Here is a 13,763-nt window from a genome sequence, read left to right as displayed (position 1 = left end):
CCAGCATGAGCGGAAACGCAGCGCGTCTGAGCGCAATTTCAACGATCACATCGACACCGCCGGTGGAATCCGGTTTCGATTTCGCCTCCAGCCCGACCAGCAGCGTCTGGGGCCAGAACGTCTTCAGCCTGAACGAGATGGAGCAGCGCCTTCCCAAGGCGATCTTCAAGTCGCTGAAGAACACCATCACCTCCGGCAAGCCTCTGGACATCGACACCGCCGATGCCGTCGCCGAGGCCATGAAGACCTGGGCGATCTCCAAGGGCGTCACCCACTATGCCCATGTGTTCTATCCGCTCACCGGCCTGACCGCCGAAAAGCACGATTCCTTCTTCGATCCGGACAGCAACGGCGGCACCATCGGCACCTTCGCCGGCAAGGCGCTGATCCAGGGCGAGCCTGACGGGTCGTCCTTTCCGAACGGCGGTATCCGCCAGACCTTCGAGGCGCGCGGTTACACGATCTGGGACGTCACCAGCGCGGCCTATATCATCGAGAACCCCAACGGGACGACCCTGTGCATCCCGACGGCCTTCGTCTCCTGGACCGGCGAGGCGCTCGACAAGAAGACGCCTGTATTGCGCTCGATGCAGGCCCTCAACAAACATGCGCAGCGGGTGCTGGGTTTCTTCGGCACCGACGGCCCGTTCGTGTCATCGTCGGCCGGTGCGGAACAGGAATACTTCCTGGTCGACAACAATTTCTTCTACGCACGCCCGGATCTGCTGGCCGCCGGCAGAACACTGTTCGGCGCACCCCCGCCCAAGGGCCAGGAGTTCGACGACCATTATTTCGGCGCCATCCCGGAACGGGTGCAGGCCTTCATGTTCGAGGTCGAGCGCGAGTGCTTCAAGCTCGGCATTCCGGCCAAGACACGGCACAACGAGGTCGCGCCCGGCCAGTTCGAGCTGGCCCCTGTCTATGAAATGGCCAATGTCGCAACCGATCACCAGCAACTGGTCATGACCACCTTGAAGAAGGTGGCGCAGAAATACGGCATGACCTGCCTGCTGCACGAAAAGCCCTTCGCCGGCGTCAACGGCAGCGGCAAACATGTGAACTTCTCGATGGGCTCGCCGAAGGCCGGCAACCTGTTCGACCCCGGCGAAACACCGGCGGAGAACGCGCAGTTCCTCGTCTTCTGCGCCGCGATGATCTCGGCGGTCTACAAGCACGCCAAGCTGCTGCGCAACGTGGTCGCCTCCGCCTCCAACGATCACCGCCTGGGCGCCAACGAGGCACCGCCCGCAATCCTGTCGGTGTTCCTGGGCACCGAACTCAACCAGGTGATGGAATCCATCGTCAACGGCAGCCCGGTGACCTCGAAGAAAACGCCGCTCAACATCGGCGTCGATGTGCTGCCGCAGATCCCCAAGGATTCCGGCGACCGCAACCGCACCAGCCCGATGGCCTTCACCGGCAACCGCTTCGAATTCCGCGCTGTTGGCTCCAACCAGTCCATCGCCGGGCCGATGGTCGCCATGAACACCATCATGGCCGAAGCGCTCGACGAAGCAGCAACGGCGCTGGAAGCTGCCGACACCGGCACGCAGGAAAAGCTCGGCGCGGCTGTCGCTGCCTACGTGAAGTCCGTCTGGCAGGACTGCTCGAGCGTGGTCTTCAACGGCGATGGCTATGCGGATGAATGGCAGGTCGAAGCGGCAAAGCGCGGCCTTCCCAATCTCGTCGCGACGCCCGATGCCCTTGGCGTCCTCAAGGAACAGACCTACACCGACCTCTTCGCCAAATACGGCGTGCTGTCGGAACGCGAACTGGATTCGCGCTACGAGGTCTATGCCGAGCAGTATGTCGCCAGCGTGAATGTGGAATCCAACCTGGTCGTGGAAATGGCCAAGACGATGGTCTTCCCGGCGGCGGTCCGCTACCAGGGCGAACTGGCATCCAGTCTGGTCGACCTGAAAGCGCTCGGCATCGAGGCCGACCATGACACGATCACCAAGGTGACCGGCCTGATCAAGAAACTTCAGGACTCCGTTGCGGAGCTGGAGGCCCTGAAGGCCAGCGAGCATGACGCGGAGAGCGTTTCCGCCCACTGCTTCATGATCAAGGACAAGGTGCTGCCGAAAATGCTGGAAGTCCGCGGCTTTGTGGACGCCCTGGAAACCCTCGTCGCCGACGACCTCTGGCCCCTGCCGACCTATCAGGAAATGCTGTTCATCCGGTAGGAAATGGCATGTAAAATCGGGCCTGTCCGGCCGTATGCCGGGCAGGTTTCAAAGGCGGTCTGAGGCGTCTTGAGAACGGATCTTGGTTCCTTGCTCAGGGCAAGGTTCGTTTCAGCAATACCGCTCGGGTCCGGCCCATTGAGCTTCCGAGTACCGGTCGCCGTGGGTCCAGCCGACCGGCAGCACCGCCTCGATACGCTCCAGATCCTCTGCCGTGAGGCTGAGGGCCGCGCCCGAGATGCACTCGCGCAAGTGATCCACCGACCGCGTTCCCGGGATCGGGATCACATGCGGCCCACGGCTCAGCAGCCAGGCATTCGCCAGACCCGCCGCCGTTGTGCCCATCTCTGCCGCGAGCTTGCGGAAGCCTTCCATGATGCGCAGGTTTTCGGTCAGGTTCGGCTCCGTGAACCGCGGGTTCGCGCTGAGGAACGGCAGATCGGGGATCCGCTCGCGCGGGATCGGGGTGTCCGTCAGCAGCGAGCGGCCCACGGGCGAGAAGGCTACCATGGCGACACCGAGTTCGGCACAGGTCTGCACCAGTCCGAGGTCGGGCGCCCGCGTTGACAGCGAATACTCCGATTGCACGGCGGCGATCGGAAAGGCTGTCATGGCGCGCCGCAGGGTCGCGGGCGCGATTTCCGATAGACCGATCGCGCGGGTCTTGCCCTTTTCAACCAGCCGGCCAAGATTGGCCGCCGTTTCCTCGGGCGTGAAGCGCGGATCGCGGCGATGGGCGTAGAAAAGGTCGACACATTCCAGCCCGAGCCGTTGCAACGACTTGTCCAGCTCGGTTTCCAGATGCTCAGCCGAATTGTCAAAGCCGCGGTTGCCGTCCGGATCGCGGGTGATCGTCGCCTTTGTCGCGACGACGAATTCGTCCCGCGCGCCCGGATCGGCTTTCAGATAGCTCCCGATGGCGTTTTCCGATTTCCCCATGCCGTAGACATTGGCCGTGTCCAGATGCGTGACACCCAGATCGCGGCAGGCATCAAGGACGGCGTGGCTCTCCGTCTCGTTCGTCGGCCCGTACATGTCGGAAAAGGACATCGCGCCATAGCCGATCGCGCCAATCTCCGGCCCGTTTGCGCCCAGTCTGCGTTGTTCCATTTTGCCCTCACCCCGTTGGAAAATCTGAAGAATTCATTCTTAATTCATTGCCTTGATCCCTGAAAGGGCTGGATCCGAGAATCCTGGTGGCCGGGTTTTATCTGCTGAGCTACTCCCCATTTGTTGGACAGGTTCTGGCGTAAATTAAGCTACTCTCTGCACCTGCTGATCCATTGCCCAACAGGTGATGTTTACATCACCGAGAGGGGGTTGGTATTGTTCGTTGCGCTGACAATAGACCACGGCAGGCGGTTTGCCGCCAAGGGCTGAGTGCGGGCGCTTCCGGTTTTAGAAGTCCACCCACTTTCGGACACCGACCCTGGGCTGCGATCCGGTTTCCCAGGCATGCAGATAAACGCACTCGCATTTGAGCGTGCGCCACAGCCGCTCGATGAAGATGTTGTCGAGAAACCGTCCCTTTCCATCCTTGGCGAAGTACGCGGTTGCCTTTTTTAGAATGTCACGCTCCTCGGTGACGCGCGCCAGTTCCTGCTTCAGCCGTCGGATCTCCGCAGCCTGATCGGCTTTGCCGGGATCCGCCGGCTTCGAGAACTTCTTCTTCCACGCGTAGAGCGAGTGCTGACTCACGCCCAGCCGCTTCGACACCTCCGCGACCGGATAGCCGCGCTCGGTGATCTGCGCCACCGCGTCCCGTTTGAAATCATCACTGAAATTGCTCGTGCCCATCATGGCCTCCTTGCCTCAAATTTAGGAAAGAAGGCGTCTACAAATCTAGGGGCTATTCAGAATGTTCCCGATAGGCTCAAGCAAACGACGGTTGTTGAACCAGTCCACCCATTCGAGTGTTGCGTATTCCACTGCCTCGAAATTGCGCCATGGGCCGCGGCGGTGAATGACCTCGGCTTTGAACAAGCCGTTGATCGTCTCGGCCAGGGCATTGTCGTAACTGTCTCCGACGCTGCCGACAGAGGGCTCGATACCAGCTTCTCCCAACCGCTCTGTGTATTTGATCGACAGGTATTGGCTGCCGCGGTCGGAGTGGTGAACAAGACCCATCGCCTTTGTCGGCCGCCGCTCGTGAACAGCCTGCTCCAGAGCATCGAGAACGAACCCGGCATGCGCCGAGGTGCTGACACGCCAACCAACGATCTTGCGGGCATAGGCATCGATAACGAAGGCGACATAGGCGAACCCTTTCCAGGTGGCAACATAGGTGAAATCGCTGACCCAGAGCATGTTGGGCGCGGGCACACGGAATTGCCGGTCACCTTGTCCAGCGGGCATAGCGCCTTCTTGTCGGGCACCGTGGTCTTGTGCGGCTTACCCCGGACAATGCCTTGAATACCCATGCTCTTCATCAGCCGGGCAACCGTGCAGCGAGCGACGTCAAAATCTTCCCGCTGCAATTGCCGCCAGACCTTCCGCACGCCATAGACCCGCCAGTTCTCTTCGAAAATCCACCGGATCTCTAGCCGCAATACCTCGTCACGCCGGGCACGGTTCGACAACCGGGCCGGATCAGCCCGCTTCGCCAGGTGCTCATAATACGTGGAAGGGGTAATCGGCAGGACAGTGCAGATCGGCTCGACCCCATGCTCCGCGCGATGCATGTCGATAAATGACACCATCACTTCGACCGGCGGTCGAGCTCCGCCATCGCAAAATAAGCCGATGCCTTGCGGAGGATCTCGTTCGCCTGGCGCAGCTCGCGGTTCTCCCGCTCCAGCGCCTTCATCTTGTCGGCGACATCTGTTGGGACACCCGCCCGCTTGCCGCTGTCGACTTCTGCCTTCTTCACCCACTCATTCAGCGTATGCGCCGAACAGCCGATCTTCGCGGAGATCGACATAATCGCCTGCCAGCGCGAACTGTGCTGGCCCTGGTTGTCCTGCACCAGCCGCACCGCACGCTCGCGGACCTCGGGAGAGTATTTGTTGGTTGTCTTGCTCATTGTGGCTTCATCCTACTCAGGAGTTGAAGCCTCCGGCAAACCGGGCGCGGTTCACCCCGCTACTGTCACCGGGCAAAATCGGCACCGATGGCGCCGGTACTTTTCCTCCGGCCATTGAGGACGCGGTTGACGGCGGCCTGCTTATTCCGGAGCCGGTGCACTATGTGACCAAGCATTTGCAACAGGGTATCGAGAGCGATCATTTCAGGGTGAAGAAGAACATGCCGAAGGTCGGCGGGTTCCGCTCGTTCAACTCAGCCAGAAAATCCATCGCCGGCTTTGAAGCCATGCTGTGGCTCAGGAAGGGCTTCGGCTTGACCGGTCAGTGGAGCGTCCGCGAACAGAACGATCTGTTTGCGATGCTCTTCGGAATTGAAAAAGTTAACGAAACTTGAAAATAGCTCCCAAAATGGGAGAGGTCTGTCTGCCGACTAAACTTGCGACAAGCCCCCGAGAAACCCGATGACCACCCAAAGCTACACCACGTCCGGGGACGTCACCGCTCACTGTAGCAATCGGTAAACCGATCCATGCCACCTTCGCCGATAAACAAAGAGAAACAGTGCAAGAATCGATTTGCTCAAATCACGCAACCCAGAAAAACAAACAAACCGAAAATCCATATGCGATTCCCCAGCGTCAGGTGGGGAATACCACTGCATCAGTTCAGAATGTCCCGGCGGAACCCCAAATACTGCCCCTCACTCGTTCGGTACGTTTAATTCCACCAAGAAGTCGTATCGATCTCCACGGTAGTAGGAACGGGTGTACTCAACGGCTTTGCCGGTTCCAAGATGGGAGACCCGTTCGATATACAATACTGGATCTCCTTCCGCGCAGTTCAGGTGCTCCGCTTCGAAACGCGGTACACAGCAGGCACGCATGCGCTGAAGCGCCTTTTCCGGCATGCAATTCACCGCCTTCAGCGCGTCATAAAGGGAATTGCCTATCTGGTCTAATTCCGGAATTATGCTGACGGGCACCACTGCCAATTCTATCGCCAGCGGTTGGCCTTCTGCGAGCCTCAGCCTGTGCAGCCTCAGTATTTTTTCGTCCGGGGACATTCCAAGGATCATGCTCTCCGTGGGCGATGGAAACCGTATGTCGCGGGTAATCCATTTCACCGACGGTGTTCGGCCAATTGACTCCATATCGTTGCTGAAGCTGCTCAAGGCACTCAGCGGTTGTTCAATTCGCATCTCCGGAGAATGCACATACGTACCGGACCCCTGCCTCTGCTGCAAAAGCCCTTCCTTGCTGAGAAGCTCAAGAGCCTTGCGGATGGTGATCCTGGAGAGCCCGGTGGTCAAAGCCAGTTCGCGCTCCGGAGGCAATGCGTCCCCGCCGACCCAATAGCTGTCTGAAATCAGATGCCTTATCCAGTTTGCCAGCTGGATATACCGCGGCGTCGATTTGGCGTCGTCGATTGGCCCTTGCTCCTCAAAAATCTTTGACAGACTTGAGATGAGTTTTTCCGCCGACCGGTTCGTAGTCATTCTTTTTGCCTTGGTTATTTTTAATGAAAGCTGTTGCGCGAGTTACTCTGATAACATCGCGGGCCGGCCTGCCAATAGGGACGCACCGTCAAGAGGGTCTCCGAGCGGAGGTTTCAGGCGCCGCCTCAGATCAGGGGCAAGCCAGGTTTCAATCACGCTGGCGAGCCCGCCGATGAGCGAAAGACGTGGAGCGCCTGTTTCCAGCAGCGCTCTGCATATGAGGTCAATTTTGGCAGCCGCGGACTGCATGATGCGTCTGGCCGCTGGTTCGCCGTCATCCACATGGCGCACAACAATGGGTGCGTAGCTTGCGTAGTCCGTTGCCGTGGCGCTGTCCATCCAGCTCACCACCTTGAGCGGATCGTGGTCGAAGCGATTGAGCACGTCCGTGAGCAGTGCGGATTTCTGTTGGCGGCCATCATACGCTTGCAGGGCGCTTTGAATCGCACACAGACCAAGAAAAGCACCACTTCCTTCATCTGAGATGGGAAATCCGTACCCACCGACCTGTACCCACTTTCCATCGACGCAGCTAAGTCCGCAGCTTCCCGTGCCGATGATCACGATAGCGCCATCAGCGCCGTTATGTGCCCCCAGACACGCAATTTGACTGTCGCCTGCAAACTGCAGCGAAGCAAACGGGTGCGGTTGAGCTGCAAGTGCCTGTGCCGCACCGGGGCGCTTGAAACCGGCAACTCCGATCCCGGCATGAACAGGGGGCGCTTCTGCGGGACTCATACCAGCTTCCGAAAATGCGTTGGAATAGGCGGTGCGTATTGCCTCCCAGGAGGCCTCAAAGCCAATTCGGGTCGCGGCAGGACCGGCCAGACCGCGGCCCAGAACAGTGCCGTCAGCGGTTTCAAGGCGCGCCCTGCATCCCGTTCCTCCACCATCCACAGCCATGTATAAAGGGGCGCCTCCGCGGGCATGTCCGGTCATGCAGCCACCCGTTCAATGTCCGCCCCGCAACGGCGCAATTTTCCCTCAATATCTTCGTAGCCGCGGTCCAGATGGTAGACCCGGTGAACAACTGTCTGACCTTTCGCGACAAGGCCGGCCAGCACCAGGGACATGGACGCCCGCAGGTCGGTCGCCATCACCTCGGCTCCGCGAAGCTCCGGCACTCCGCGCACGATTGCCATGGCCCCCTCCTGGCGTATGTCCGCTCCCAGTCTCTGCAGTTCCGGCAAATGCATGAAACGTGCCTCGAAAATCCTGTCCCTGACGACGGAAACGCCGTCTGCAAGACACATCATCGCCATGAACTGGGCCTGCAGGTCCGTTGGAAAGCCCGGGAATGGTTCTGTCGTGAGGTCCACGCTTTTCAGCCGGCCAGCCGGCCTGGCAATCAGACCCCGGTCGCTTGGGATGATCGACAATCCGGCGGATTCCAGCAACCGGCAGGTGGCGCCCAGATGCTCGAGGCGCCCGCCGACAACTTCCAGTTCTCCACCGGTCATGGCAGCGGCAATCAGATAGCTGGCAACCTCGATCCTGTCCGGGACGACCACATGCCTTGCATCCCGCCAGGATTGTGTGCCCTGGACGAGTATCCGGTGCGTTCCCGCGCCCTCGATCTGTGCGCCCATAGCGGTTAGAAAAGCCGCAAGGTCGACGATTTCCGGCTCCCGGGCAGCATTCACGATTTCCGTTTCTCCCGAAGCACCGGCGGCGGCCATCAGAGCAGTATGGGTCGCGCCGACCGATGGGAAACTCAAGGCGCATCTGCCGCCACTCAGCCCCTTCTTCGCGCGCGCAATGATGTATCCCTCTTCCTGGGCGATCTCGGCGCCGAGGGTTGCCATCACCTCCAGATGCAGTTCGACCGGCCGTGTGCCGATGGCACAACCACCAGGCCGGGAAATCCGTGCGTGACCGAAACGCGCCACCAACGGAGCCAGAACCAGAAACGACGCCCGCATTCTGCGAACAATGTCATAGGGCGTGTCGGCACCGGTAAGGCTGCGTGTGCTGAAGCTCAGGCGACCGTTGTGCAAAACAGGTCTGCCCACGCCATGAAACTGAAGCAGCTCGATCATGGAATGGACGTCGGCCACGTCTGGAACATTGGACAGGTCAACGTTCTGGTCGCTCAAAATCGAAGCGGCCAAAATAGGCAACGCTGCATTTTTCGCACCTGCCACCTGAACTGTTCCGGCTAGTTTGGCCCCACCTCTAATGACAAGTTTTTCCACATGTCCCTCACGGGTTAGCGACAGACTTAAGCAACTTTAGAATTAGATCCAACTAATGTCCAATTTAAATACTCTTTTGAGCTGCCTCACAAAAACGGCCAATTACTGCCAAATTTCGCAGATTGCATCCCGTCAATTTTCATCTATGGTGAAAATTCGCATCATTGGTTATATTTTGGTATTAGTTGAATACAGGGAGTTGACGGACATGGCTGCCAAGAATCTCGCCACGGAATTAAACTCTTCCAACGGAATTTTTTTGGAAGAACTGGCGGATTCTCAAATGTTCGACGTTCTGTTGAACAACCAGAACCGAGCATTTGAGGCCGTCAGAACTGCCTCCAACTCCATCTTGGCCGCCATTGACGCCATTGCCGGTCGTCTGGCGCACCCGACAGCCCGCCTGATTTATTGCGGTGCCGGCACGTCCGGCAGACTGGCCCTGCTGGATGCGGTTGAACTGGATCCGACATTCAGCTGGCCACACGAGCGAATGCACGTGCTACTTGCAGGAGGCCAGGACAGCTTCGTGACAGCACAGGAAGGCGCGGAAGATGACCGGGACGCTGGCGAAGCCGCTTTGCGCGCGCTTAATCCAAGCCCGCAGGATGTGTTTATTGGCCTTGCCGCGAGCGGCACGACCCCCTTTGTACTTTCTGCCATGGAGACCGCAAATAAGGCGGGTTGTCTCACAATTGGCATTTCGAACAATGATCGCACTTCCGTATTGACCAGCGCCAGCCTTCCTGTCTTGCTCGAAACCGGGCCGGAAGTACTCGCAGGATCGACCCGGCTGGCTGCGGGATCGAGTCAGAAGATTGCCCTCAACATCATTTCGACGGCCGTCATGGCAAAACTGGGTCGTGTTTACCGGGGGCGCATGGTCGACATGCGTGTCACCAACGCCAAGCTCAAGAACAGGGCGATCAGGATCGTTGAGGATATTGCAGGATGCGATCCTGAGACGGCCGCAAAAGTGCTGGGGCAAACAAATTACGATATCAAATTGGCCATCCTCACCGCCAAAGGCGCCGATCTCGCAAAGGCTGCAACGGTTCTCGACAGCGAACATCGCGATCTGCGAAAGGCGCTAAAACACCTGGGCCTGAGCGAAGACTGACATCACTGCGACCACGACCGGTGACATCGACGTCGGTCTGTTCCGCCGGGGCGCAAGTGTGCCCTGCAATCTGCCTGATCGAACCAGAAAGACCCGTGATGAAGGCGGGCGCGAAGGCTTGAGCGTCGCATCGGGCAAGACCCGCGCTTCAGAAGATGAACCGCTCCTTCCTGCGCAAAACCGTGGAAGGCGATTTTGATCAACCACGCTTGAACGGACCTGTTCAGAGCTAACAGCACTCTGCTTTTCGGCGCGGGCGGCACTCAAAGACCCTCCGGCAGTCGCCAAGTGTGAAAATTCGCGCAATAGGTGCGCGAATCAAAATTTTCTCACTGATAAATTGCAATCGACCTTTGAATTGGTTATAATACCACATAGGAACCAATATCAATCACTGGTTATCCGGAGGTCTGTGTGTCGAGTTCGCCCCAGAAGTTTCAGGCCGACATGCTGTCTCAACCTGCAACGCTTCTCGCGGCAGCAAGGGCCATGCAGTCGAAGCTGCACTCCCGTAAGCCGGGCGACGAAGTGACATGCCAACTTTCCCCGGAAACCATTGCGGATTTTGTCCGCTACGGATTTTTCAAAGTGCTCCGGCCTGCGCGCTTCGGTGGCCTTGAAATGCCGGCACCAGTTCTCTTTGAAATTGAAATCGCACTGGCGGAAGCGGATATGTCCGCCGCATGGGTCATGTCCAACATGAACGTAGCGGCCTTTCACGCCGCGCTGTTCAGTCCGCAAGCCCAGGCAGAGCTATGGCAAACCAACGAAGAGGCGCTCATCGCCTCCTCCAACATGCCCGGTGGACGGCTGACGAGGAGCCCCGGCGGCGGCTACAGATTGTCAGGTTTCTGGAGATTTTCCAGTGGCGCCGCTTATGCGGACTGGTTTGTTCTCGGCGCGTTTGCTGAGAATGAAGGTGAGCAGGTCGCGGGTGGTTGCCTGGTTCCGCGCAAGGACGTAACCGTTCTGCCCGACTGGGATGTGGTTGGCCTGCGTGGGACAGGCAGCAATGCGATCCGCGTGGAGGAGGTCGAGGTTCCGGGCCACAGGTTCCTGCCGCATATCGACCGCTTCCATGGCACCGCTCCAGGGCTTGAGATAAACACAGGCCCACTGTTCAGGCTGCCCTTGCCTCAGCTGCTTTTCCGCTCCATCTCCTCCGCGTCGATTGGCGGACTGAAGGGCATGCTCGATCTCTTCTTGGAGCGGAACCGGGACAGAACGTCGATGATGGCGCAGCGGATAGCGGAGGATCCTCATGTCCGTGCTTTGTGCGGAACCGTCGACGCTGATTTGCAGGCCCTTCACGGCGGGATGGAGCACGACCTGGCGACACTGGCAAACACCGGAAATCCAGGCAACGCGGACGATCTCGCCTTTCGCCGGCGCGCCCGGCTCAACACCACCCGGATCACTGAAAACTGCTTTCAACAGGCAGCCGCCCTCTACCGGGCGGCGGGGGCTGCGGCGCTCTATAGCGGAAGCAGTTTTCTGATGTTTTTCAATGATCTACTTGCCGCACGACAGCATGCAGCCAACCAGTTCGAGATCCATGCCCGTAACGACGGGGCACAGCTGTTCGGTCAGGACAGGGAGGATATTCTGCTATGAGCCTGGCTGATTCAAGACCACACCCCGATCTCACTCCCCTCCCCTTTTCCGTTGCGTTCGACGGCCGGGACGAAGAAGACCTTCTGAACCGCTGGAAAAAGGTGCTGCACTCAAACCGCTGGAGCGATGGCGACCAAACGCGGGAATTCGAACAGCTTTGGGGAGACGTTTGCGGACGCGACGCGATTGCCTTCGACAACTGGAGCGGCGGCGCGCTTGCTGCGCTGGATTTTATCGGCGTTGCCGACGAAACGGTTCTTTGTCCGTCAAATACCTTTCTGGCCACACCCCGCTCCGCGCAGAAGTCCGGCGCGAGCGTTGTCTACTATGACTGCAATCGCACGGATCTTTGCGGATCGGCAGAGGATTTTATCGCCAAGGCGGAACGGCACAGGCCAAAGGCGGCCTGGATTGTGCATGTCGGCGGCCATATTGCCTTCGATATCGACATCATCACCCGCTATTGCAGGGAAAACGGAATCTGGTTGCTGGAAGATTGCGCACACGCCCATGGAGCCGAATGGAACGGCCGTCATGCGGGCAGCTTCGGGGATCTCGGCGTCTATTCCTTCTACCCAACCAAGACCTTGTCGACCGGCGAAGGCGGCATGGTTGTCAGCGCGAATGAAGACCTGATCAAACACGCCCGTTCCTTTCGGGATTATGGCCGTGGATCGCGGTACCGCATTCAGGGAATGAACCATAGAATGCATGAATTTACCGCGGCACTCGGCGTGGTTCAGACCCGACGCCTTGCGGATATTGTCGCCTGGAAAAATGCTTACGCACGTGAACACCTGGACCCTCGTTTTCCCAATCGCGTTCACATGCCGGACGGCATGACCAGCGGCTACTACAAATACATTGTGTTCGATCCGATCGAACGCTCGACAGGAAAAGTCTACCAGGAGCCTTGCCACAGAATCTTTGAAACGAATGACGAACTGCCAAACACGGACTGGATCGCCGCCAATCACTGGTGTGTGCCGATCTACTACCCGGAAATACAACCATAAGCCGCAATTGGCACTGTAGAGGTCTTATATTCGTCAAGTTGCGATGAACGGCTTGAAGGCGAAGGCCGGATAGCAAAAAGTCCATTGTGACTGACTGCGTTCACGAGGAGGTGAATATGTCTGTATCCGTCTTGGACAGGACCGATGCTTCGGTCAAAGGATCACCGGTCTGGCTTTGGCTCGATCCCACGAACCGTTGCAATCTTGCGTGCCGCCTTTGCTACACCAAGCAAAGCCATGGCAAGACGGACATGGTTCCGGAGGAGCTCCATCAAATGCTCTCCGACCTCCAGACAAGCAGCGCGGTGGATGTGCAGAGCATCCATCTGAATTGGCGCGGCGAACCCCTGATGAACCCCCGCTTCAATGAACTCCTGCAGGTGGTTGCGGATGTAATGCCACAAGTGAAGGTCCAGTGGCACACCAACGGCACAATGCTGACGCCCAAACGCGTGGAGCAGATCCTGTCCGTCCCCTTCAGTCACAAGATCTTCGTGTCGCTCGATGGCGGCAACAGGTTGTCTCACGACCTGAACCGTGGAGAAGGCAATTTCGACAAGACCTTGCGTGGACTTGAAACATTGCTGGAGCGCGCCCACGAACGTCCGGATCTGACCATTGGTGTGTACCAGATCGATTTGGGTGAACCTCTTGAAGAATATGACCCGCATTTCCTCGAGCTGCTGGATCGGGTGGACCAACACGAGAAGGTCAAGCCGCTGCTGCCGGGCGGAGCCGAGCAGGCCATTGACAAGATCGACAATCTGGAAAGCGACGGTACACTGGACAGAATGCTGTCCGAAGAGGTGCTGCCTTATCTGCCGGTCCCGCAACTGCCATGCTTTTGGGCGGGACACGTCTTCTGCGTGGCTCCAAATGGTGACGTGTCGATATGCGTCATCAGCCACGGAGCTGCCGGTGTGATCGGCAACCTTCTGACAGATGGTGTCGACCGGGTCCTGGCAAGTGCCCTTGCTTTCCGCTGTCGCCTTGCCGATCACGGCCGGAACGCCGTCAGTCATTGCAGCTCTTGCCGAAAGCCGGCGGGGCGTATTTTCCCGCAACATCTTAAAAACGATCGGGCCGCAGCCTGATCATCGTCTTGGGAGTAGCT

At 58.7% G+C, this 13,763-nt stretch carries 9 protein-coding genes, 3 pseudogenes and 1 other annotated feature; of the genes and pseudogenes, 6 read left to right on the top strand and 6 right to left on the bottom strand.

The window, feature by feature from the left end; all coding sequences use genetic code 11:
• Positions 1–5 precede the first annotated feature (5 nt).
• Positions 6–2,186 carry a glutamine synthetase III gene (locus WNZ15_RS15260; RefSeq protein ID WP_342893857.1) on the top strand — a complete coding sequence of 727 codons (2,181 nt, stop codon included), beginning with the start codon at positions 6–8 and terminating at the stop codon, positions 2,184–2,186.
• A gap of 111 nt (positions 2,187–2,297) precedes the next feature.
• On the opposite strand, the gene WNZ15_RS15255 is transcribed toward WNZ15_RS15260, so the two are convergent.
• The 3 genes and pseudogenes from WNZ15_RS15255 to WNZ15_RS15245 all read right to left on the bottom strand — a co-directional run bounded on the left by WNZ15_RS15255 (position 2,298) and on the right by WNZ15_RS15245 (position 5,208).
• The gene (locus WNZ15_RS15255; RefSeq protein WP_342893856.1) at positions 2,298–3,296 is read right to left on the bottom strand and encodes an aldo/keto reductase; all 999 of its coding nucleotides are present in this window, start codon (positions 3,294–3,296) and stop codon (positions 2,298–2,300) included.
• 447 nt (positions 3,297–3,743) lie between these two features.
• A pseudogene (locus WNZ15_RS15250) lies at positions 3,744–3,983 on the bottom strand (transposase); the annotation flags it as partial.
• A 45-nt stretch (positions 3,984–4,028) separates the two neighbouring features.
• Positions 4,029–5,208, bottom strand: a pseudogene (locus WNZ15_RS15245) (IS3 family transposase).
• Positions 4,811–4,927 (bottom strand) — a sequence feature (AL1L pseudoknot). It overlaps the preceding pseudogene by 117 nt.
• Positions 5,209–5,264: 56 nt before the next feature.
• On the opposite strand from WNZ15_RS15245, the pseudogene WNZ15_RS15240 reads away from it, so the two are divergent.
• A pseudogene (locus tag WNZ15_RS15240) lies at positions 5,265–5,603 on the top strand (DDE-type integrase/transposase/recombinase); the annotation flags it as partial.
• A gap of 306 nt (positions 5,604–5,909) precedes the next feature.
• Here WNZ15_RS15240 and WNZ15_RS15235 read toward each other — a convergent pair.
• Genes WNZ15_RS15235 through murA form a run of 3 tightly spaced genes read right to left on the bottom strand, consistent with a single transcriptional unit; the run spans position 5,910 to position 8,899 of the window.
• Positions 5,910–6,704, bottom strand: a complete 795-nt coding sequence (locus tag WNZ15_RS15235; RefSeq protein WP_342893855.1) for a GntR family transcriptional regulator — start codon at positions 6,702–6,704, stop codon at positions 5,910–5,912.
• A 42-nt stretch (positions 6,705–6,746) separates the two neighbouring features.
• Complete coding sequence (locus WNZ15_RS15230; RefSeq protein ID WP_342893854.1) at positions 6,747–7,607, bottom strand: BadF/BadG/BcrA/BcrD ATPase family protein; 861 nt, start codon at positions 7,605–7,607, stop codon at positions 6,747–6,749.
• A 32-nt stretch (positions 7,608–7,639) separates the two neighbouring features.
• Positions 7,640–8,899, bottom strand: a complete 1,260-nt coding sequence (murA, locus tag WNZ15_RS15225; RefSeq protein ID WP_342893853.1) for a UDP-N-acetylglucosamine 1-carboxyvinyltransferase — start codon at positions 8,897–8,899, stop codon at positions 7,640–7,642.
• Positions 8,900–8,954: 55 nt separating this feature from the next.
• Here murA and WNZ15_RS15220 point away from each other — a divergent pair, with 55 nt between their 5' ends.
• From WNZ15_RS15220 to WNZ15_RS15205, 4 genes are all read left to right on the top strand, one after another.
• Complete coding sequence (locus WNZ15_RS15220) at positions 8,955–10,019, top strand: N-acetylmuramic acid 6-phosphate etherase (protein WP_342893852.1); 1,065 nt, start codon at positions 8,955–8,957, stop codon at positions 10,017–10,019.
• A 414-nt stretch (positions 10,020–10,433) separates the two neighbouring features.
• Positions 10,434–11,633 (top strand): hypothetical protein, encoded by a 1,200-nt coding sequence (locus WNZ15_RS15215; RefSeq protein WP_342893851.1) that lies wholly within the window; start codon positions 10,434–10,436, stop codon positions 11,631–11,633.
• On the top strand, positions 11,630–12,649 hold the full coding sequence (locus WNZ15_RS15210) for a DegT/DnrJ/EryC1/StrS family aminotransferase (protein WP_342893850.1): 1,020 nt from the start codon (positions 11,630–11,632) through the stop codon (positions 12,647–12,649). Before WNZ15_RS15215 ends, WNZ15_RS15210 begins: the two co-directional genes overlap by 4 nt.
• Positions 12,650–12,765: 116 nt before the next feature.
• Positions 12,766–13,743, top strand: a complete 978-nt coding sequence (locus WNZ15_RS15205; protein ID WP_342893849.1) for a radical SAM/SPASM domain-containing protein — start codon at positions 12,766–12,768, stop codon at positions 13,741–13,743.
• Positions 13,744–13,763 lie beyond the last annotated feature (20 nt).

This window comes from Roseibium sp. AS2, from assembly GCF_038900065.1.
Lineage (GTDB): Bacteria > Pseudomonadota > Alphaproteobacteria > Rhizobiales > Stappiaceae > Roseibium.
Note: the sequence above shows the minus strand (reverse complement) of the source record. Positions and strands in the feature narration are given on the sequence as shown.